The organism is Cohnella cellulosilytica, assembly GCF_042431195.1.
Lineage (GTDB): Bacteria > Bacillota > Bacilli > Paenibacillales > Paenibacillaceae > Cohnella > Cohnella cellulosilytica.
On the sequence record NZ_JBHMDN010000078.1, the window covers coordinates 108,073 to 129,145 of the forward strand.

Annotated in this window: 14 protein-coding genes; 11 read left to right on the top strand and 3 right to left on the bottom strand. The window is 61.0% G+C overall.

Translation table 11 applies throughout. From position 1 onward, the window contains the following. Positions 1-2 precede the first annotated feature (2 nt). Genes ACFFT4_RS32825 through ACFFT4_RS32840 form a run of 4 tightly spaced genes read left to right on the top strand, consistent with a single transcriptional unit; the run spans position 3 to position 5,782 of the window. On the top strand, positions 3-878 hold the full coding sequence (locus tag ACFFT4_RS32825) for a helix-turn-helix transcriptional regulator (protein ID WP_378053662.1): 876 nt from the start codon (positions 3-5) through the stop codon (positions 876-878). A 16-nt stretch (positions 879-894) separates the two neighbouring features. Beyond that, complete coding sequence (locus ACFFT4_RS32830; RefSeq protein ID WP_378053664.1) at positions 895-2,238, top strand: alpha-L-fucosidase; 1,344 nt, start codon at positions 895-897, stop codon at positions 2,236-2,238. A gap of 31 nt (positions 2,239-2,269) precedes the next feature. Then, positions 2,270-3,343, top strand: a complete 1,074-nt coding sequence (locus ACFFT4_RS32835; protein ID WP_378053666.1) for a Gfo/Idh/MocA family protein — start codon at positions 2,270-2,272, stop codon at positions 3,341-3,343. A gap of 30 nt (positions 3,344-3,373) precedes the next feature. Further along, entirely contained in the window at positions 3,374-5,782 is a 2,409-nt protein-coding gene (locus ACFFT4_RS32840; RefSeq protein WP_378053667.1) for a glycoside hydrolase family 95 protein, read from the top strand. Between the two features lie 663 nt (positions 5,783-6,445). On the opposite strand, the gene ACFFT4_RS32845 is transcribed toward ACFFT4_RS32840, so the two are convergent. The 3 genes from ACFFT4_RS32845 to ACFFT4_RS32855 all read right to left on the bottom strand — a co-directional run bounded on the left by ACFFT4_RS32845 (position 6,446) and on the right by ACFFT4_RS32855 (position 9,762). Continuing rightward, on the bottom strand, positions 6,446-6,859 hold the full coding sequence (locus ACFFT4_RS32845) for a hypothetical protein (RefSeq protein ID WP_378053669.1): 414 nt from the start codon (positions 6,857-6,859) through the stop codon (positions 6,446-6,448). After that, positions 6,753-8,069: a hypothetical protein gene (locus ACFFT4_RS32850; RefSeq protein ID WP_378053671.1), complete on the bottom strand. Its 1,317-nt coding sequence runs from the start codon at positions 8,067-8,069 to the stop codon at positions 6,753-6,755. Before ACFFT4_RS32850 ends, ACFFT4_RS32845 begins: the two co-directional genes overlap by 107 nt. A gap of 613 nt (positions 8,070-8,682) precedes the next feature. Then, positions 8,683-9,762, bottom strand: a complete 1,080-nt coding sequence (locus ACFFT4_RS32855; RefSeq protein ID WP_378053673.1) for a LacI family DNA-binding transcriptional regulator — start codon at positions 9,760-9,762, stop codon at positions 8,683-8,685. 334 nt (positions 9,763-10,096) lie between these two features. On the opposite strand from ACFFT4_RS32855, the gene ACFFT4_RS32860 reads away from it, so the two are divergent. The 7 genes from ACFFT4_RS32860 (at position 10,097) to ACFFT4_RS32890 (ending at position 20,979) form a co-directional block, all read left to right on the top strand. Then, complete coding sequence (locus tag ACFFT4_RS32860; protein WP_378053675.1) at positions 10,097-11,527, top strand: L-fucose/L-arabinose isomerase family protein; 1,431 nt, start codon at positions 10,097-10,099, stop codon at positions 11,525-11,527. Positions 11,528-11,529: 2 nt separating this feature from the next. Beyond that, positions 11,530-12,390, top strand: a complete 861-nt coding sequence (locus ACFFT4_RS32865) for a transketolase (protein WP_378053677.1) — start codon at positions 11,530-11,532, stop codon at positions 12,388-12,390. After that, positions 12,383-13,342, top strand: coding sequence for a transketolase family protein (locus ACFFT4_RS32870; protein WP_378053679.1), 960 nt, complete (start codon positions 12,383-12,385; stop codon positions 13,340-13,342). Before ACFFT4_RS32865 ends, ACFFT4_RS32870 begins: the two co-directional genes overlap by 8 nt. Further along, positions 13,339-14,844, top strand: a complete 1,506-nt coding sequence (locus ACFFT4_RS32875; protein WP_378053681.1) for an FGGY family carbohydrate kinase — start codon at positions 13,339-13,341, stop codon at positions 14,842-14,844. The genes ACFFT4_RS32870 and ACFFT4_RS32875 overlap by 4 nt, the downstream gene beginning before the upstream one ends. 79 nt (positions 14,845-14,923) lie before the next feature. Next, positions 14,924-17,575 (top strand): glycoside hydrolase family 78 protein, encoded by a 2,652-nt coding sequence (locus ACFFT4_RS32880; protein WP_378053683.1) that lies wholly within the window; start codon positions 14,924-14,926, stop codon positions 17,573-17,575. A 96-nt stretch (positions 17,576-17,671) separates the two neighbouring features. Then, entirely contained in the window at positions 17,672-19,552 is a 1,881-nt protein-coding gene (locus ACFFT4_RS32885; protein ID WP_378053685.1) for a cache domain-containing sensor histidine kinase, read from the top strand. Positions 19,553-19,629: 77 nt separating this feature from the next. Then, complete coding sequence (locus ACFFT4_RS32890) at positions 19,630-20,979, top strand: ABC transporter substrate-binding protein (RefSeq protein ID WP_378053687.1); 1,350 nt, start codon at positions 19,630-19,632, stop codon at positions 20,977-20,979. Positions 20,980-21,073 lie beyond the last annotated feature (94 nt).

The following is a 21,073-nucleotide window of genomic DNA, read 5'->3' on the forward strand; positions in this document are numbered from 1 at the left end:
TGATGAAGCTGCAAGCGCAACAAAATACGCAGCCGGACGACGGCTCCTGGCACGTTTTCGAGAAGCGGGTCCGGAAGCCGCAGACGCTGGAAGGCCGCAGCGATACGGTGGAGCTGCTCTGGCTATGCGAGGGCAATGCTTATGCGGAGAGAGGCGGCTGCAAGCAGGCGCTGCACGCCGGCGATTTGCTCATCGGCGGACTGCTCGGAGCGCGGACGTCGGTCGTGCCGACTGCGGCGGACGGCTGCCGCCTGCTGCATCTCCGCTTGCCCGCGGAGCTGCTGCTCGGCCTGCCGCAGGGCGGGAGGCTGCTGGCGATGCTGTATGCGGCGTGCGCTGGCGAGGTCGTTCGCCCGCATGCAGGGTGGGCGCAGGCGATGCGGAAGGCGGCCGAAAGTCTGGCCGGGGGGCGGGAAGGCGAAGGCACGGCCGGTCAGGCCGGACGCCGACTGCTTCAATATGCGAAGCTGGTCGAACTGCTGGGCTATCTGTACGAAGGCTTGAGCGGGGAACTGATGGGCCGGCGGCGGGAAGACGCCGTTCAGGCCGTGGAGGAGAAGCTGCTGGATGCGGTTGCCTATATGATCGAGCATGTGACGGGCGATGTGGTCATGACGACGGTCATTCGCCGGAGCGGGCTGGGCAAGACGCAGTTTTACGAGGCGTTTCGCCGGCTTGTCGGCATGAACCCGAAGCCGTTTATTCATCGGCTGCGCATCCGGATGGCGATTCGCCTGCTGCGCGCCTCGAACTTGAGCGTCACTTCCATCGCCTATGAATGCGGCTATCGGTCGCTGAACTATTTTCATAAGCATTTTAAGGAGCAGTATGCGGTCACGCCCCGCGAATTTCGCAAGCTGTACAGAGCGGCAGGTTAAGAGGAGGAACAGTACAATGGCTAACGACAATGGGCAAACGGCCGCTAAAAATCGGCAGGACATTTTGGCGGCGCACGATCCGCGCAGCGAATGGTTCACGGAGGCCAGGTTCGGACTGTATATTCATTGGGGGCTGTACGCCTTGGGCGCGCGCCACGAATGGATGCGATCCCGGGAATTTCTGAGCAACGAGGAGTACGAGAAGTATTTTCGGCATTTCGATCCCGACCTGTACGATCCGGCGAGATGGGCGAAGCTGGCGGCCGGTGCCGGGATGAAATATATGGTGGTGACGACCAAGCATCACGAAGGCTTCTGTTTGTGGGATTCCAAGCTGACCGACTACAAGGCGACCACCACGCCTTACGGCAAGGATGTGCTGCGTCCGATGCTGGAAGCGTTCCGTTCGGAGGGCATCCGCACCGGGCTGTACTATTCGCTGCTGGACTGGCACCATTCCGACTACACGGTGGATGTGAAGCATCCGATGCGTTACAACAAGGAATACGTCGCGATGGACAAGCAGCGGAACTGGCAGAACTATGTGGACTATATGCACGGTCAGACGAAGGAGCTGCTGACGGAATACGGCGATATCGACGTGCTGTTCCTCGATTTCTCCATTCCTTCCGAAGAGGGCTTCCCGGGAAAAGGAAAGGAAGAGTGGCAGAGCGAGCGATATGTAGAAATGGTGCGTTCGCTGCAGCCGAATACGCTGATTAACGACCGGCTCGGCGTGCCGGGCGATATTACGACGCCGGAGCAGTATCAGCCGCGGGAGTGGATCAAGGTCGACGGCAAGCCGGCGCTGTGGGAAGCCTGCCATACGTTCAGCGGCTCGTGGGGCTATTACCGGGACGAGGAATCCTGGAAGAGCACGGAGCAGATTCTGCGCATGCTGATCGACACGGTAAGCAAGGGAGGCAACTTCCTGTTGAACGTCGGCCCCAACGCGCGCGGCGAGCTGGACGAGCGGGCGGTCGAGCGGCTGGAGGAGATCGGCGTCTGGATGAGGAAGCACGACCGCTCCATTCACGGCTGCACGGCCGCACCGGCCCATCTGCCGCCATGTCCGGAGGATTGCAGGTTTACGTACAATCCGAGGACGAACCGGCTGTACCTGCATCTGTTCGCGTGGCCGTTCAAGCAGATTCATCTGCCGGATTTCTCGGGACGGGTCGAATATGCGCAGCTGCTCGACGACGCTTCGGAAATTCGCATGGTGGAAGGCGAGCGGAAGCTGACGATGGAGGCGGGCGCGTTCGACGAAGGCCGTCCGGCCAATATGCTGACGCTGCAGCTGCCGGTCAAGAAGCCTAAGGCGGCGATTCCGGTTATCGAGCTGTTTTTGAGAAGCTAGGGCGTGAACGGGAGAGAGGGAGGAAATGATCATGAAAAAAAGATATCGGTTGGGCGTCATCGGATTGGGGGAAGGCCGCAGCATTATGTCCGCCGCGCTGCAGAGCGAGCGGTGGGAGCTGGCGCAGGTATGCGATCTGAATGAGGAGCTGTGCCGCCAGCGGGCGCAGGAGTTCGATTTTCACCATTGGACGACCTCTTACGAGGAGATGCTGGCCAACGACGAGATCGACGTTATCGCGATCTACACGCCGGACCAGCTTCACTTCACGCATATCAGGCAGGCGGTTGAGGCCGGCAAGCACGCGATCTGCACGAAGCCGGTGCTGCCCTCGCTGGACGACGCCGCTAAGCTGCTCAAGTTCATACGGGAGACGGATCGCAAGCTGTTTGTCGGGCAGAGCACGCGCTATTTCGAGCCGATGCTTCATCAGCGCCGCGATTTCGAAGCGGGCAGGCATGGGGAGCTGTCCGTCGTAGAGACGCATTATATTACGGACGGGCGCTGGTTTCTGGATAAAGGCTGGAGCAGGCAGCAAGGCTTCAGTTGGTTCTACGGCTTTATGATTCACGCGGTCGATCTCGTGCGCTGGTACGTTCCGGACGTGTCGGAGGTGTCCGGCTTCGCGCTGACGAGTGCCAACACGCGGGCGTTCGGGTTGGAGGCCTGGGATTCGCTGCGTTTTATCGCTCGCAATGAAGCGGGACAGATCGCCACGATGGCCGGGGATTACGCGCTGCCCACGCTCGGACAGCACGCCCAGTCGCAGATCGGCTGCGTTCTTCGCGGCACGCAGGGCGTAACGCGCGCGGAATACTCAAACCTGACGTATTATTCGCATTTTGCCGGAGAGGGGCCGAAGGTGCATTCCTTTGACGACAAGGAGCCGTACTACTTCCGATTTGAGAACAAGAGCCATCATGCCGGAGAGTATCAAAATTATATCGAGCATTTCGCCGATTGCCTGGACCGGGGCGAAACGCCGCTGCCGGACGCGCGGGAGGCGGTTCATACGCTGGCGCTGATGGAAGCGATGACCAGAAGCGTTCGGCGCAGAGGGCAGCCCGTCAAGCTGTCCGAGGTGATCTCCGAGTACGGATTGTAAAATAAACGGGGAACGGGGGGCGTCATCGGAATGGAATTGAGATACGACAAGCCTGCCGAAGCGTGGACGGAAGCACTGCCCGTCGGCAACGGCAGGCTCGGCGGCATGGTGTTCGGCGGGATCGAGCAGGAGCGCGTCAGCCTGAACGAGGATACGCTGTGGTCGGGTTATCCGCGCGACTGGAACAATCCGCGCGCGTTGCAGGTTCTCCCCGAGGTGCGGCGGGCCGTGCTGGAGGAGCGTTACGAGGACGCCGAGCGGCTCAGCAAAGCGGGCATGATGGGGCCTTACACACAGGCCTTCATGCCGCTCGGCGATTGGCATATTCGCTTTTATCACGGCCATTTCGCCGACGGTTACCGTCGCTCTCTGAATCTGGAGGACGCTTGCGCCACGGTCGCTTACGAAATCGGCGGCGTCCGCTACACGCGGGAATTGATCGCTTCGTTTCCCGATCAGGCGCTGGTGTATCGCTTGACCTGCAGCCAGCCGGGCAAGCTCGTTTTGAAGGCGTGGCTAGACAGCCCGCTGCGCTCGACGACGGCCTGGCGGGACGGCGGGGAAGACGAGGCGTTCTATGCGGTGCGGGGCGATTGTCCTTATGAAGTCAGTCCGAACTATGTGCACGATCCCGAGCCGGTCAAGTACGAGCCGGAAGCCGGCAGCCGCACGATCGCGTTCGAGGGCCGGCTGGCGTGCCGGACGGATGCCGGAGCGAAGCTGAAGGTCGACCACACAGGCATCCATATCGAACAGGCGACGGAGGTTGTTTTTTTCTTTGCGGCGGGGACGAGCTTTGCCGGCTTCGACCGGATGCCGGATCGCGAGGCGTTCCCGCCCGGCGAGCTGGCGGAGCGGAGACTGCGCGAAGCGACGGCGAGGTCGTTCGAGGAGCTGAAACGGCGGCACGAGGACGATTATCGGCCGTTGTATCGACGTGTCCGCTTCGGCCTGCGTTCCTCCATGCCCGACGAGGTGCGGGAATGGACGACGGAAGAACGGCTTCGGCAGTATGGGGCGGACGATCCGGAGCTGGTCGCGCTGTTTTTTCAATACGGCAGGTATTTGCTTCTGGCTTCCTCGCGTCCGGCTACGCAGCCGGCCAATTTGCAGGGCGTCTGGAACCGGCATATCCGGCCGATCTGGAGCTGCAATTATACGCTGAACATCAATCTGCAAATGAATTACTGGCTGGCGGAAACGGCGAGCTTGAGCGAATGTCACGAGCCGCTGCTGCAATTCGTCGAGGATCTGTCCGTCACCGGCGAGGAGACCGCCCGCATTCATTACGGCTGCAGAGGCTGGACGGCGCATCACAATTCGGATTTATGGCGGCAGTCCGCGCCTCCCGGCAACTACGGGGACGGCAATCCGCTGTGGGCGAATTGGCCGATGGGCGGCGTCTGGCTGTGCGGGCATCTGTGGGAGCATTATTTGTTCACGCAGGATGAGCGGTTTCTGCGGGACAAGGCGTACCCGGTGCTCAGGAAGGCGGCGCTGTTCTGCCTGGATTGGGTACAGTTGAACGAGGCCGGAGAGTATATGACCAACCCCTCCACCTCTCCCGAGCATCGCTTCCGACTGCCGGACGGCAGAACGCCGGCGTTGACGGTCGCTTCCACGATGGATGTCAGCCTCATCCGAGAGCTGTTGGCTCATTGCCTTGAGGCTTGTGAGCGGCTGGGTCTAGAGGATGATCTTCTTCCGGAGATGAGGAGGGTTCTGGCGGGACTGCCCGAGACGAAGGTGGGCAGCCGCGGGCAAATTCAGGAATGGTACTACGATTTCGACGACGAGGACAAGGAGCATCGCCACGTTTCGCATCTCTACGACCTGTTCCCCGGCGCGGCTTGGGGCGAGAACAGGCAGGCGCATTTGTACGAGGCGGCCAAGCGTTCGCTGGAGCTGCGGGGAGACGGCGGCACTGGCTGGAGCATCGGCTGGAAAATCGCCCTGTGGGCACGGCTTCGCGACGGCAACCGCGCTCTCGACATCGTGCGCCGCCTGCTGGTCGAAGTCGAGGACGACGGCGTCATGGATTTCCATCGGGGCGGCCTGTACGCGAACCTGTTCGTCGCGCATCCACCGTTCCAGGTCGACGGCAACTTTGGAGCCGCGGCGGGCATCGTCGAGATGCTGCTGCAATCGCATGAAGGCCGGCTGGACTTGCTCCCGGCTCTGCCGGACGCCTGGCAGGGGGGCGAAATCGGCGGGCTTAAAGTGAGGGGCGGCTTTACGGTCGATTTGCGTTGGGAGCTCGGTAGGTTGACGTATGCTCGCATTATCGCTCCATCGGATCAAACGCTGCGCGTGGCTTATAAGCACCCCATACGCGTGCTGTGCGCCGAGACGGGCGAGCCGCTAACGGAGCAAGCCGCTTTGGAGCATGAGATAGCCGCGCGGCAAGGCCGGATCTATACGATCCGGCCGGCGGGATAAACTGACTTTCGATATCGCGTTCATGGGGCTGTCCCATATCCCATATCCCATAGGTAGGGACGTACAAGATTATCGATGAAAAAAACGGGGCATCTATCTCCTGGAGACCTAATCATGACCCACAACGGCTCCAAATAATTGGAAAACTCGATTTTGAACAAAAATTGTATAATAGGAGATAATTTGCCCCCGAATAGGCTTAAATTTTCATACCACAGTACGAAACAGGGCGAACGCTAAGCACTTCGTGCGGGCTTATCGGCGCGGAACCGTCCCAGGGACAAGGGTTAAGCTCGCTGGATGGGCTTAACGGTCCAGAATCGGCTCAGAGGCGGGGGTTAAGCTTCCCAGACGGGCTTAACGGCGCGGAACCGTCCGAGGGGCGAGAGTTAAGCTCGTCGGACGGGCTTAACGGCCCGGAACCGGTCCAGGGGCGAGGTTTAAGCTTGCTGGACGGGCTTATCGGCCCAGAACCGTCTCAGAGGCGGGGGTTAAGCTCGCTGGACGGGCTTATCGGCCCAGAACCGTCTCAGAGGCGGGGGTTAAGCTTCTCAGACGGGCTTAACGGCCCGGAACCGGTCCAGGAGCGAGGGTTAAGCTCGCTGGACGGGCTTAACGGCCCAGAACTGGCTCAGAGGCGAGGTTTAAGCTCGTCGGATGGGCTTATTCGATTTCAAAATGAAGAGAGAAGCCATGCTCGTCGGCGGGGGAGATGCGGATGGCGTGCTCGCCGAAGCGCTGCCGCCACAGTCTGTCGGACCCGAGATAAGGCGCGGCCAGCTCCCGTGCGTCCTCGCCGAGCAGGTTGTCGACCGGCAGCCAGCAACCGCCGCCGCTCCAGCGCTGCGGGCGCCGCAGCCCCTCCGGCAGCAGCCAGCTGCCGGCGATAACGGCCGAGCCTCGCTCGGCGAGCTTGCGGCAAGCCGCAAGCGTACCGTCGCTGATATAGCTGCCGGCAAGCAGGACCAGCTCAGGCTCGCCGATCGCTTCCGCCGTCGCATAGGCGTCGAAGGCGAGCACGCTGTTGGCCGGCTGGAACAGCGGATGAATCGGCTCTCCGCAGCTTCCGGCGGGCACGCCTTCGCGCAGAGGATACGCCGCCGGTGGTTCCCTGAACTGCAGCGCATGGCGCGGGGAAGCTGTAGCCCGGAATATGCAGGCAGCTGCCGTGCGCGGGCACGGCGCCTTGCGTCGCCAGATGCCAGGCGTGAAAGATCGAACGGCTGTGCTCAGGTAGAGGCAGCTCGCGAATGCCGAACGGCCGCTCGTTCTGCCCGTAATTGCTGTCGTCCGAGTGAACGATCGCAATCGTCGCCCGCGCCTGCCGGTGATCGTAAGGCAGCGGGTGTGCGGGCACATATTCTCTCGCGAACCGCAGCCACTCCTCTCCGAACGCGGTCGTCTCCAGCTTCCGCCCTTCCCCCGTATGCAACAGCCCGTCTATATTTTCCACGAACAAATGAGATGGCCCCATATGGTAACCCAGCCGCAAGGCGGACGCAAATTCGGCCGGCGAATGTCCGGGAAAGCCGGAGAGACGAGTCGGCCACGGCCCCGCGTCCGGGCCCCACAGATCGGCGCAAATCCATAGCGCTCTGTCGTACTGCTTCGCCGCCCCAAGCGCCGTGCCGAGCTGCAGCGGGTGGAACGACTCCTTCATGATCTTCGGAGTCGGAGTCATGCAGGCTCTCGCCTGGGCATGAAACAGCGTAGGGAAAACCTGCTCCGACAGAATCGGCCGTCCCTCTCCCAGCGCTTCGCTTAGCGGCGCCAATCCCGCACGGACTTTCTCTACGAATTGCTCGTGCGCTTCCTGAAGGCTGTCGGCCCGAAGCTTGCCCCAGTGCGGGAGCCATTCGTTCTTGCGGTATTGCGCCGCATTGATCTGCAGATGCTCCGGCTCGTCGTACAGCAGAGCTTCCAGCAGGCCGCTGTCGGCCAGCGTCCGAACGACGTCGGGCGGGATGTCGTAGCGGTTGGCGCCTTCGCTCCACGGACCGTTGATATTGCCATATTCGTTGCCGACGACCAGCCGAATGCCGAATTTCCGACAGTCCTCGATCAGTGCGGGCAGCTCCTGCAAATCCGGAAACAGGTGGTGGACGTAAAATTCGGCCCCCAGCTCCTTAAGCGCCGCCATATACGTCTCCGGCGCGACGTCGGGCTCCTGCGAGGGAATCATTCTGCCGGTGCCGGTCCGCATCAATCGAGCGGAGCCGGAGCGATTCCACGGATCGTTCCAGCCGAGCACCGGTCCCTGGATGCCAAGCTTGGGATGACAGGTCATCGAATCTCCTCCATCAATCAATATAGGAGAATCGTAACATAGCGGCTGTGGCGAATCTTGCTCAATCGGGCGGTATTTTAGGAAGGTTTGTCCGGTCGCCGGGGCTTTGGGCCGGGCTTCATGCTTCGAGCTTCATACTTTGGGCAAGCTTGCGTTTATGCATCAAAAAGCCCGCAGCCCCGGTGTAGAGGGGGGCGAGCTTTCTTAGCACCATCCGAAGAGCCGCTTTTTTCGAACGAGCGGAAAATGTTAGGCGGAAAACCCGCTTTAATTTCGAATAAAAGGAGAAAAAATCGATTTTAAAGCGGGAAATCCCAGTTATTTTCTACGAAACGGGTGAATTTGAGAAATTAAAGCGGAAAACCCGCCTTACTTGGCTTGGAAAAGGAGCGACCACACATTTAAAGCGGATTTTCCGCCTTGGACTTACAGGCCGCCTGCTCCCCCAAGCCGTTTGAGCCGAGTAGAGCGTGCGGATCCAGCAGACCGCTCGGCAAGTCGGAGACGAAGGCAGAGCCTGTCGTCTGCGGGTGTCCCTGTCGTAGTCTCCGGGCATCCCTGTCATAGTCTCCGGGTATCCCTGCCGTAGTCTCCGGGTGTCCCTGCCGCAAATTCAACCGGGTTTCGAGGCGGAGCCGCCGGTTGCGACGGCAGCGGTTGGAGCGCCGGTGGACAGCCGCGCGACGAAGCGGGTGTCGACGCGGGTTTTGCTGCGGGCGTTGGAGCCGTGCTCGGCGGGATCGGTCAGCAGATCGACGGCCAGCCGGGCCATCTTTTCCTTCTCGACATGGATCGTCGTCAGCTCCGGGGTCACGATTACCGATTCGTTGATGTTGTCGAAGCCGATCACGGAGATGTCCTCGGGAACGCGGTAGCCAAGCTCGGCCAGCGTCTTCATTGCGCTGATGGCGATGTAGTCGCATTCGCAGAATAACGCCGTGGGCAGATTTCCCTCGTTTTTCAGGCAGGCCTCAAGCTGCTGACGCATCGAGTCCTGCGACGACAGCAGCGTCGGCGCGACCGAGAACGTCCGGCTAGGCGCGACCTCCATGCCCTTCTCCCGCAGCGCGAAGGCAAAGCCCGCTTTGCGCTCCTCGAAATTATGAATCCGCACGTTGGAAGCGACATAGCCGATATCCCGATGGCCAAGCTCGCAGAGATGCGTTCCCGCCTGGTAAGCGCCCATGGCATTGTTGATCTCGACAAAATGAACCGGCAGCGTATCGTAGCAGGTGTCGAGCACGACGAGCTGCGGCAGCTTGTCCGCGACGAGGGCGATCTGTTCCCGGCTCAAATTGGTGCCGAGCAGAATGACGCCGCTGCTGCGATGATCTTCGGCAACGGAGCGAATGCTCTGATCGAAATGCTCCATATCTACGGACGAAAAAACGACGGAGTAACCTTTGGAACGGCAGCGCTCCTCGACAAAATGAATCAGCTCCCGGAAAAAGGGCTGCTGATAGTATTCCTCCGAGATAATCCCCAGATTGGTGATGACGAGAAATACGAGCTGCTTCGAGCTTTTCTCCTGTACAGACGCGCTGCCGCGGGGCTTCGCGTTATAGCCCATTTCCCGGGCAATGCGCAAAATGCGTTCGCGCGTTTCGTTCCCGATGCCGGGCTTGCCGCTGAAGGCCAAAGAGACGGCGGATTTGGACACTTGCGCGATTTTGGCGATATCTTCCATCCTCATCGGAGTTTCTCCGTTCTATCAATATAAGTGTATAGCTTGCCTCATTAAGTTTAGTTTACTACTAATCTTTCCATCCTCGCAACAGAATAAACTGAACAACTCAATTTGTTGAGTTAAAATAACTAAACTATGACTAAAATCCAAGTTGACGATGCACTTTTGTGATGATACGATAGGGTTAAGCACTAAACTTTATAAAAAGTTTATTAAGGATTAGTTTAGTTTTCGTTTGGGAGTTTAGTTGCAATAACAAGGACAACGAAAAAACGAAAAAACGAGAAAAACGCAAAATGAAAAACGAAAAACGCCATTAACCAAGAAGAGGGGGCTGAACATGAAAAAACTGAAATTGGGCTACGCGCCGACACGCAGGTTTACGTTCAGCGCGGAGGACGCCTTCAAGTACAAGGTGCAAATCCGCAACAAAATGGACTCGTTCGGAATGGATATTGACATTGTCGACCTGGAAGGCTTGAACGAGGAAGGACTGCTGTACGACGACCGGATCGGGGCGGAGCAGATTGCCGATCATTTGCTGAAGGAGAAAGTCGACGCCGTCTTTTTCCCGCATTGCAATTTCGGGACGGAAGATACGGTGGCGCGGGTCGCCAAGGCGCTCGGCAAGCCGGTGCTGCTGTGGGGGCCGCGCGACGAGGCTCCGCTCGAGGACGGAATGCGTCTTCGCGACACGCAGTGCGGCCTGTTCGCGACGGGCAAGGTGCTGCGCCGCTTCCGGACGCCGTTCACCTATGTGACGAACAGCCGGGTGGACGATCCGGTGTTCGAGCGCGGCTTCAAAAATTTCGTGGCGGCCGCCAACGTCGTCCGTCATTTCCGCAGCCTCCGCATATTGCAGATCGGGCCGCGGCCGACATCGTTCTGGACGATGATGTGCAACGAGGGAGAGCTGCTGGAGCGTTTCGGCATCGAGCTGCATCCGATTACGCTCGTCGATATTACGAATGCGGCGAAGAAGGCGGAGAAGTCCGGAGGATCCGAGCTGGCGGAAGCGATCCAATACATTCGCGACAAGCTGGATATTTCCGAGGTGACCGACGACGACGTCAAGCGCGTGGCCGCGCTCAAGGTCGCGATGAAGAAGCTGGCGGTCGATTCCGGCAGCACCGCCATCGCCATCCAGTGCTGGTCCGCTCTGCAGGACGCGATCGGTATTATGCCCTGCCTGGCCAACGCGATTCTGACCGACGAGCAAATCCCGGTCACCTGCGAGACCGACATTCACGGGGCGATTACTTCAGTAATGGTTCAGGCGGCGGCGATGAACGAGGCGCCGACCTTCTTCGCCGATATTACGATTCGCCACCCGGAGAACGACAACGGAGAGCTGCTGTTCCATTGCGGGAATTTCCCGGTATCGCTCAGCGTGGAGAACAAGCCGAAGATGCGCAAGCATTTTCTGTTCGACGATCATGCTCCCGGCACGCACGAGGGCGAAATCCGCGGCGGCAGCATGACGATCGCCCGCTTCGACGGCGATAACGGCGAGTACCAGCTGTTCCTCGGCAAGGCGAAGGGCATCGAAGGGCCGTACACCCGCGGTTCATACGTGTGGGTAGAGGTCAACGACTGGCCGCTGTGGGAGGAGAAGCTGGTGAAAGGTCCGTACGTTCACCATTCCGTAGGCATTCACGCCAACGTGATCCCGGCTCTGTACGAAGCCTGCCAATATATCCCGGGGCTGACCCCGGACCCGGTCGACCCGACGGAGGAGAAAATCCGCGCCTGGCTGAGAGGAAGTGTGTAATCATGGCAACCGTACTGGAACTGAAGCGCAAATCGCTGCAAATCCGCAAGGAGCTGCTGACGATGATCCACGCGGCGAAGGGCGGGCACACCGGTGGCTCGCTTAGCAATACCGACATTCTGACCGCTCTTTATTATGAAGTGATGAAGCACGACCCGCGTAATCCGAAGCTGCCGGAGCGCGACCGTTTTGTGGCTAGCAAGGGGCACTGCGTGGAATCGCTGTGGTGCGTTCTGGCCGATCTCGGCTATTTTCCGAAGGAGGAGCTGTCCACGTTCAGTCAGTTCGGCACGAGGCTGATCGGCCATCCGAACAACAAGGTGCCCGGCATCGAGATGAACACCGGGGCGCTCGGCCACGGCCTCGCCGTGTCGGTCGGCATGGCGCTGGCCGCCAAGCGGGACGGCAAGCCGTACCGTGTGTACTGCCTGATGGGCGACGGCGAGCAGGCGGAGGGCTCGGTCTGGGAGGCGGCGATGGCGGGCGCTCATTACAAGCTCGACAATCTCGTCGGCATCATCGATCGCAATCGGCTGCAGATCAGCGGCAGCACCGAAGACGTCATGGCGCTGGAACCGCTGGATCGCAAATGGGAGGCGTTCGGCTGGCAGGTCGTCACCGTGGACGGACACGATTACGACGCGCTGCTTGAGGCGTTCCGCAGCGTGCCGGAGGCCGTCGGCAAGCCGACGCTGCTGCTGGCGAACACGGTCAAGGGCAAGGGCGTTTCTTTTGCGGAAAATAAACCGGAGTGGCACCATCACGTCCCGAACGACGAGCAATTGAAGCAGGCGTACGAGGAACTCGATGCCGCGCTGGCTGCGCTTGCGGGCGAAGAGGAAAGGAGCGGGACCCATGCCTAATACGATTCCGAACCGTCAGGCGATGTGCGAGGCGCTGCTCGAGCTGGCGGAGGGCAACCGCGATATCATGGTGCTGGCCAGCGATTCGCGCGGCTCGGCGGCGATGGCTCCGTTCGCGAAGCGGTATCCCGAGCAGTTCGTGGAGACCGGCATCGCGGAGCAGAATATCGTCGGCATCGCGGCCGGACTTGCGCACAGCGGCAAAACGCCGTTCGTGACGTCTCCGGCCTGCTTCCTGAGCATGCGGAGCATCGAACAGATCAAGGTCGACGTCGCCTATTCGGCGACGAACGTCAAGCTGATCGGCATCAGCGGCGGCGTCTCCTACGGGGCGCTCGGCATGTCCCACCACTCGGTGCAGGACATCGCCGTGACGCGGGCCATTCCCGGTCTGGCGGTCGTGCTCCCGGCGGACCGTCACGAGACGAAGAAGATGACCAAGGCGATCGCCGGGTACGAGGGCGGCGTCTACGTGCGGCTCGGCCGAAATCCGGTCGAGGACGTGTACGAGGAGGACGACGACCGCGAATTCGTCCTCGGTCAAGCGGTGCGCCTGAAGGACGGCGGCGACCTGACGCTGATCGCGGCGGGCGAGACGGTGCGGGTGGCGTTGGACGCGGCGGAGCTGCTGGCTCGGGAGGGCATCCGGGCGCGCGTGCTGAACATGCATACGATCAAGCCGCTCGACGCGGAGGCGATCATCGCCGCGGCCGAAGAGACGGGGGCGATCATTACGCTGGAGGAGCACAGCGTGTACGGCGGCCTCGGCGCCGCGGTGGCCGAGGTGACTTCCCAGCATTGTCCCGTTCCATTGCGGATTCTCGGCATTCCCGATGAGCCCGCGATCGCCGGCAAGTCGGCGGAGGTGTTCCGCCATTACGGAATTTCCGCGGACAACGTCAAGAAGCTGGCCGAACAGCTGTTAAGCCGGACCGGCGCGCGGGCGCAATGAGCGGCGCGGACCTCTATCTGCTCACCGTCGATCAGAGCACGGCCGGCACCAAGGCCCTGCTGACCGACCGGGAGGGGCGCATCCGGCATCGCTGCTCGCTCGCGCACCGCCAGATCTATCCGCGGGACGGCTGGGTGGAACACGATCCGCTCGAACTGTATGATAACGTTAAAGGCGCCATTCGCGGCGTGATGGAGAAGGCGGCCATCGGCGCGGACGCCGTGGCGGCGCTGACGATTACCAATCAGCGCGAGACGGCGCTGATCTGGGATCGCGAGACGGGCCTGCCCGTCGCCAACGCGATCGTATGGCAGTGCCGGCGCACCGCCGACTGGTGCGAGCGGATGAAGCGGGAAGGGCTGGAGACGCTCGCGGCCGCCAAAACCGGTCTGCCGCTGGACCCTTATTTCTCGGCGGGAAAATGGAGCTGGCTGCTGGAGCATGCGGCGGCCGGCATTCCGCTGGAGCGGCTGGCCGCGGGTACGGTCGACAGCTGGCTGATCTGGAAGCTGACGGGCGGAAGCGTGCATGCGACCGATTATACGAACGCGAGCCGGACCCAATTGTTCAACATCCATACGCTGCAGTGGGACGAGGAGCTGGCGGAGAAGTTCGGCATTCCGCTGTCTCTGCTGCCCGAAGCGAAGGACAGCGACGCCGTATTCGGCCTGACGGACGAGCCGGAGCTGTTTCCGGTCCCGAAGCCGATTGCGGGCGTGATCGGCGACTCGCAGGCGGCGCTGTTCGGACAGCAGTGCGTGCGGCCGGGAATGGCCAAGGGCACGTACGGCACGGGAACGTCCGTATTGATGCACACCGGCGACGAGCCTGTCGCAGCCGGTCACGGACTGGTGACCGCGATCGCCTGGAGCATCGGCGGCCGGACGCAGTACGCGCTGGAGGGCGTCATTCGCTCGACCGGAGATTGCTTGAATTGGGTACGCAACCAGTTGGGCCTGTTCAACGACTACGCCGAGCTGGAGGCGGCTGCCGCCGAAGTCGGCGATAACGGCGGGGTTTATCTCGTCCCCGCGTTCGTCGGACTGGGCGCGCCGCACTGGAACGCCCGCGCCCGGGCGGCCGTCATCGGGCTGAACCGCTCGTCGGACCGCCGCCACCTGCTGCGCGCCGCGCTGGAGAGCATCGCCTTCCAGGTCGCGGACGCGGTCCGGCTGCTGTCGGCGGAGACCGGCCTGCCGCTGCGCGAGCTTCGCGTCGACGGCGGCGCGACCGCCAACGAGCTGCTGATGCGTTTCCAGGCCGATCTGCTGGACGCGGAGGTCGTCCGCTCCGAAGCGGAGGAGCTGTCCGCGCTCGGTTCCGCTTACATGGGCGGACTCGCCCTCGGATGGTGGGATCGGGAGACGCTGTTTTCCTTTTATCGCAAAAATAAAATCTATTCGCCGAATATGGAGTCGGGGACGCGCGAGAGATTGAACCGGGGCTGGCAGGCGGCGGTGAAAGCCGTACTGGCCGCCGAGGAAGCGTCGCGGGCCGACTGAACGAGACTTGAACGACGACGGACGCGCCAGATCGCCGTCCGCCGGCAAGACCACTACAGGGAATGCGGAGGAATCGCCAATGTCATTGCGCGTCGTCCAATTAAAAACGGAATACATCGAAAATCCGCTCGGACTCGACGAGAAGCAGCCGAGGCTGTTCTGGCGTCTGGAATCGCCGGAGCGGGGAGCGGCGCAGAGCGCCTATCGCGTGCTCGTCGCCTCCTCGCGGGAAGCGTTGGATCGCCACGAGGGAGATCAATGGGATACCGGCAAGGTGGCGTCGGACCGCTCCATTCAAATCGTGTACGAAGGGAAGCCGCTCGTCTCCGAAGGACGTTATTATTGGAAGGTCCAGGCTTGGGATGCGCAGGGTAGACCGTCCGAGTGGAGCGAGACGGCGTTCTGGACGATGGGACTGCTCGACCGCGGCGAATGGAAGGCGGGCTGGATCGGCCGCAAGACGGAAGCCAACGTGGCTATGCAGCCGTCTCCGTTCGTGCGCAAGTCGTTCGCCATCGAAGGCCGGGTGGCGAGAGCGACCGTCTACGCCACCGCGCTGGGGCTGTACGACCTGAGAATAAACGGGGAGAAGGTCGGCGATCTGTTCGCGCCGGGCTTTACCGATTACGACAAGCGCGTGCAGGTGCAGACCTACGAGGTGACGCATCTTCTGACCGAAGGGGATAACGCAGTGGGCGCGGTGCTGGGCGACGGCTGGTATTGCGGAACCGTCGGATTTCTCGGCAATAAGGTGTACGGGGAGCGTCCGTTTTTCCTGCTGCAGCTCCATATCGAGCTGGCCGACGGAACGAAGCGGATCGTCGCGACCGATGCGTCCTGGCGAACGACCCGCGGACCGCTTCAATACTCCGACATGATCAAGGGCGAGGCGTACGACGCGCGGCTGGAGCTGGACGGCTGGGACCGTCCGGGCTTCGACGACTCGGGCTGGGAGCGTCCGGACGTCCGTCCGGGCTACAACGGGCTCCTGACCGCCTCGATCGAGCCGCCGGTGCGGATTACCGAGACGATGAAGCCGATTTCCGTTCGCCGTACGGAGTCGGGCACGTACATTTACGATATGGGACAAAATATGGTCGGCTGGACGGAAGTGAAAGCGAGAGGAGCGCGCGGCACGAAGCTTACGCTCAGCCACGCGGAAATGCTCAATCCGGACGGTTCGCTGTATCTGGACAACCTTCGGGTGGCCGTGCAGCAGGACCATTATATTTTGAAGGGCGACGGCCTGGAAAGCTACGAGCCGCATTTTACGTTCCACGGCTTCCGCTATGTCGAGCTGATCGGTTATCCCGGCGAAGCGGATCTCGATACGATTGTCGGCAAGGTTATTCATTCCGACACGCCGCGCACCGGGCGGCTGCGGACGAACGACGCGATGGTCAACAAGCTGTATTCGAACATCGTCTGGGGCCAGCGCGGCAACTTCCTGTCCGTGCCCACCGATTGCCCGCAGCGCGACGAAAGGCTCGGCTGGACCGGGGACGCGCAGATTTTTGCCCGAACGGCTTCGTACAATATGGACGTATCGCGCTTCTTCACCAAGTTCATGTGGGACATGATCGACGCGCAGCAGCCGTCCGGCGCGTTCACCGACGTGGCTCCGGACGCCGGCTGGATCCGGCACAAGATGTGGAACACCCGGCTGAACTGGTTCGCGCCCGACAATGCCGGCTGGGGCGACGCGGGCGTCGTCATCCCGTGGACGCTGTACCTGATGTACGGGGATACCCGCGTTCTGGAAACCCATTACGAAGCGATGGTCCGCTGGGTCGAATATTTGAAGGCCAACAGCGACGAGCTGGTGCGTCCGAATTACGCCAACTACGGCGACTGGTTGTCGATCGACGCCGATACGCCGAACGAAGTGCTGGCGACGGCTTACTTCGCCTACAGCGCGAAGCTGCTGTCGCGCATCGCCGGCGTGCTGGGCAACCAGGAAGACGAAGCGCATTACAACGGGCTGTTCCAAGACATCGCCGCCGCTTTCCGCCGCGCCTTCGTCGACGGCGAGGGCCGCATTCGCGGCGAAACGCAAACCGTCTATGTGCTGGCGCTGCAGTTCGGCCTGCTGGAAGACGGGCTGCGCGACAAGGCTCTGCAGCATCTCACGGACAACATTCGCGAGCGGGGAGACCGCCTGTCGACCGGATTCCTCGGCGTCGGCTATCTTCTGCCCGCGCTGACGGACAGCGGGGAGCTCGACGTCGCTTACGCGCTCCTGACCCAGGAGGCGTTCCCGTCCTGGATGTATTCGATCAAGCACGGAGCGACGACGATCTGGGAGCGCTGGGACGGCTGGACCGAGCATAACGGCTTCCAGACGCCGTCGATGAACTCGTTTAACCATTATTCGCTCGGCTCCGTCGGCGAGTGGATGTTCCGTTATATGGCGGGCATCGAGGCCGATCCGGCACAGCCCGGCTTCCGCCACGCGATTATCCGGCCGCGGCCGGGCGGACGGCTTACGGAAGCGCAGGCCGAATACGAATCGCTGTACGGTCCGATATCGACCGACTGGAAGCTGTCGCCGGACGGCCGGTTCCGCCTGACCGTCCGCGTGCCGGCGGGGGCGACGGCCACCGTCTTCGTGCCCGGCGCCGAAGTCCGCGCGGAAGCTTCGCCGTCCGCCGGCTCCGGGGACCCGTCCGTTTTCGAGATCGGCTCGGGCGAGTATCTGTTCGAGAGCTTCATTCGTCCGTCCGAAGCTTGACCGATTGCCAGGCAAATCCGACTGGTGATCCGGTTCCGGTCGGTTTATAATTTGTGAACACGGACAAGCAGGATCGCATCGGGGAGGGAAAAGAAGATGAAAGCAAGCGGAAGGCCGATCGTCGGCAAAATTCGCGACTTCTTTTCCCGGATCCGCACGGTTCTGCTTTTCAGCTATTTCGTCATCATTTTGCTGTCCATCCTGATGGTCGGAACCGTATCCTTCTACCTGTCGTCCTCGACGATCAAGGGCCGGGTCGAATCCGCCAACCTGCAGATCGTTCGGCAGATCGCCAACAATATGGACAACGATTTTCGCAGCAAACGCAATCTGCTGCTCGCGCCGTACTACGACCAGGAATATATCGACGGCATCAACGCGTATCCGGAGATGAGCGAGCAAAATCAGTTTCTATTTCGCCAGAAGCTGGAAAACCTATACTTGAAAAGCTTTAACGCCACGCCGATCCGCGGCTTTATCCGCTTCCAGATTTATTACCGCACCGGGGAACTGCTGGCCGCCTCGAACGATTACAAGCCGTGGACGGCCGCGCAGGTGCGCAACTCGGAATGGTTTCTGCGAACGGTGGCCAAGGACGGGGAAGTGTTCTTCAACGGTCCCAGCTCCGGGGACGGCACGACCGACGCGGACGGAACGGCGTATTCCTCGTCGATTCTGATCCGCGACTTTTCCAATCCGGAGCGCTTTATCGTTGTTCGCGTCGAATACGGGGACGACCTGTTCCGGGCGACCGGCCGCAGCGACGATCTGTCGGCGCGCAGCCGGATTCTCGTGCTGGACGAGCGCGACGGCCTCGTCTACGATTCCCGGCCCGACGCTCCGGCTCCCGAGAAACGGCTGCTGAACCGATTGGACGGCTCCGAGGGCAAGTTCTGGACGGAGGGCGAGGACGACGAGCAGTTTGTCTCGTACATCGTCTCCGAATCGAGCGGCTGGAAAGCGGTGATCTCGACGCCGCGCCGGGACATCCTGGGGCCGATCGACCAGATCAAAACGACGGTCATCGCGACGGCCGTCGGCGCCTTCGTGCTGACCTTTATTATTTCCGTGCTGTTCGGCCGTCGCATTACGCAGCCGATTCAGACGCTTTACAAGCACGTCAACCGTATCAAACGGGGGGATTTCTCCGAGCGGGTCGAGATCAGGCGGGCCGACGAGATCGGGCTGATCGCGTCCAACTTCAACGCGATGCAGGAAGAGCTTCGCAACCTGATCGAGCACAAATACGTCAACCAGATCAAGCTGCGGGACGCGGAGCTGGCGATGCTGTATTCGCAGATCAATCCGCATTTTCTGTACAACACGCTCGACATTATCCGGGCGATGGCCGACTATCACCGGGCGCCGCAGATCGGGGAGATCGCCCATGCGCTCGCCGATATGTTCCGCTACAACACGCGCAATCGCGACGAGGTCGTCACGCTGCAGGAGGAACTGGATCAGATCGAGGCCTATATGAAAATCCAGAGCATCCGGTTCGACGATAAAATCGCTTACGAGGCGGACGTGGACGAAAGCCTGTACAATTATCCGGTGTTGAAAATGACGCTGCAGCCGCTTGTCGAAAACGCTGTTTTCCACGGACTGGAGCGCAAGCGGGGTAAAGGAACGATCCGCATCGCCGCGAAGCAGGAGGAAGGCCGTTTCGTTCTGGCCGTAGCCGACGACGGCGTCGGCATGTCGGAGCAGCGGCTCGTCGACCTGCGGACAAAGCTGAGGATGTCGCTGCATTCCGAGGAAGCCGTCTCCGTCTCCGAGGGAGGAATCGGCGTGCGCAATGTCTTCGCCCGATACGCCATCCGGTACGGGGAACGGCTCGGCTTCGAGATCGAAAGCCGCAAGGGAGCGGGAACGAGAATCGTTCTTTCGCTTCCGTGCGACGGGCTGCCGGAGGCTTCTACCGATTCGAAATCGCAAGGAGGTCGGATTATTCAACATAACGGGTCAAAATCGTGAATGGGGTTACAGAAAACGCTTCCTTTATAATGAAAACGTACTCAAGAGAACGACTATAAAGGGAGGCTCGCAACGATATGAAAAAGATGAAAGCGGTATCCGCGGCGGTGGCCATCAGCCTGCTGGGCGCGTCGCTCGCGGCTTGCGGAGGCGGAGGGGACAAAGGAAACGGCGGCAGCGCCGCATCCCCGTCGGCTTCGTCCGGCGCTTCGGAAAGTCCCAAAAGCAGCAATCCGGTCACGCTGACGTTCGTTATCTCCAACACCGAGGACACGACGGCGTTCACGAAGGTGTTCGACGCCTACGAGCAGCAAACGGGCAACAAAGTCGAGCTGCAGGCGCTGCCGGGCGGCGATTACGACAACCTGATCAAGACGCGGTTCTCGACCGGGGACTTCCCCGACTTGTTCCTGATGCAGCCGGGCACCAAGCAGTACGTCAAGCTGAGAGCGGCGGAGACGCTGCACGAATGGACCGGCGAATCCGGCATCTGGGACAACGTGTTCGATTCGATCAAGCAGGCGCAGGTGGAGAACGATAAAATTTTCGGCGTTCCTTACGGCTCCACCGGCATGATGGGCGTGTTCTACAACAAGGAAGTGTTCAAGCAGGCGGGCGTGGACGTGCCGAAAAATTACGCCGACCTGATCGAGATCGCCAAGAAGATCAAGGCGGCGGGCTTCACGCCGTTCTACGAGGGCGTCAAGGACGCCTGGCCGCCGCAGGTGTTCTACTATACCGGATGGGTGACGCAGGTCGACCCGGCGATCGGCGACGAAGGCGTCGCCAAGCTGAACCGCAACGAGCTCAAGTTCGCCGACATCCCCGAGCTGAGGGATCTGTTCGCCAAGCAGAAGGAGCTCAAGGAGCTGGACCTGTATCAGAAAAACGTCATGGCCGGCACCTACGACGAAATGCAGAACGAGATGGGCGACGGCAAGGTGGCGATGGCCTTCATGCTGGACGGCATCGTCTCGCAGATGGAGCAAAAATTCGGCAAAGACTGGGTAACGAACAATCTCGGCTTCTTCCCGTTCCCGTCCGCCGACGATCAGGGCGTCGCGATGATCACTCCTCCGAACCAACTGATGGTGCCGGAAAAAGCGAAAAACAGAGACGTCGCCATCGAGCTCGTGAAATTCATGCTGCAGCCGGACAACGTTGATCTGTTTTACGCGAACAAGCCGGGCATCCCGATTTTCGAAGGGGCGACAAGCGAGCTGTACCCGGTGCAGGAGGACGTCAAGGCGTTCATCGACGCCGGCAAATCCCGCGTCAATATTCAGAACCGGCTGACCGCGTCGTTCGTGGATTTCTCGAAGACGCTGCAAAACTTCTTCCTTAAGGGCGATATCGACGAAGCGATCGAAGAATTCGGCGCCAACTACCAGAAGGACGGCAAAGCCAAGCTGCTGGAAGGCTTCTGATTCGCATAGTCCGACAACAAGACGGGGCTGCCTCCGCGCGAAGACGGCAATCGGCTTCGCGCGGAACGGCCCCATCCACCTTAGGAGAAGGAGG

Excerpts from the sequence above, each read along its gene's own strand:
- ACFFT4_RS32825 (WP_378053662.1), top strand. The coding sequence starts at position 3 with ATGAAGCTGCAAGCGCAACAAAATACGCAGCCGGACGACGGCTCCTGG.
- ACFFT4_RS32830 (WP_378053664.1), top strand. The coding sequence starts at position 895 with ATGGCTAACGACAATGGGCAAACGGCCGCTAAAAATCGGCAGGACATT.
- ACFFT4_RS32835 (WP_378053666.1), top strand. The coding sequence starts at position 2,270 with ATGAAAAAAAGATATCGGTTGGGCGTCATCGGATTGGGGGAAGGCCGC.
- ACFFT4_RS32840 (WP_378053667.1), top strand. The coding sequence starts at position 3,374 with ATGGAATTGAGATACGACAAGCCTGCCGAAGCGTGGACGGAAGCACTG.
- ACFFT4_RS32850 (WP_378053671.1), bottom strand. The coding sequence starts at position 8,069 with ATGACCTGTCATCCCAAGCTTGGCATCCAGGGACCGGTGCTCGGCTGG.
- ACFFT4_RS32855 (WP_378053673.1), bottom strand. The coding sequence starts at position 9,762 with ATGAGGATGGAAGATATCGCCAAAATCGCGCAAGTGTCCAAATCCGCC.
- ACFFT4_RS32860 (WP_378053675.1), top strand. The coding sequence starts at position 10,097 with ATGAAAAAACTGAAATTGGGCTACGCGCCGACACGCAGGTTTACGTTC.
- ACFFT4_RS32865 (WP_378053677.1), top strand. The coding sequence starts at position 11,530 with ATGGCAACCGTACTGGAACTGAAGCGCAAATCGCTGCAAATCCGCAAG.
- ACFFT4_RS32870 (WP_378053679.1), top strand. The coding sequence starts at position 12,383 with ATGCCTAATACGATTCCGAACCGTCAGGCGATGTGCGAGGCGCTGCTC.
- ACFFT4_RS32875 (WP_378053681.1), top strand. The coding sequence starts at position 13,339 with ATGAGCGGCGCGGACCTCTATCTGCTCACCGTCGATCAGAGCACGGCC.
- ACFFT4_RS32880 (WP_378053683.1), top strand. The coding sequence starts at position 14,924 with ATGTCATTGCGCGTCGTCCAATTAAAAACGGAATACATCGAAAATCCG.
- ACFFT4_RS32885 (WP_378053685.1), top strand. The coding sequence starts at position 17,672 with ATGAAAGCAAGCGGAAGGCCGATCGTCGGCAAAATTCGCGACTTCTTT.
- ACFFT4_RS32890 (WP_378053687.1), top strand. The coding sequence starts at position 19,630 with ATGAAAAAGATGAAAGCGGTATCCGCGGCGGTGGCCATCAGCCTGCTG.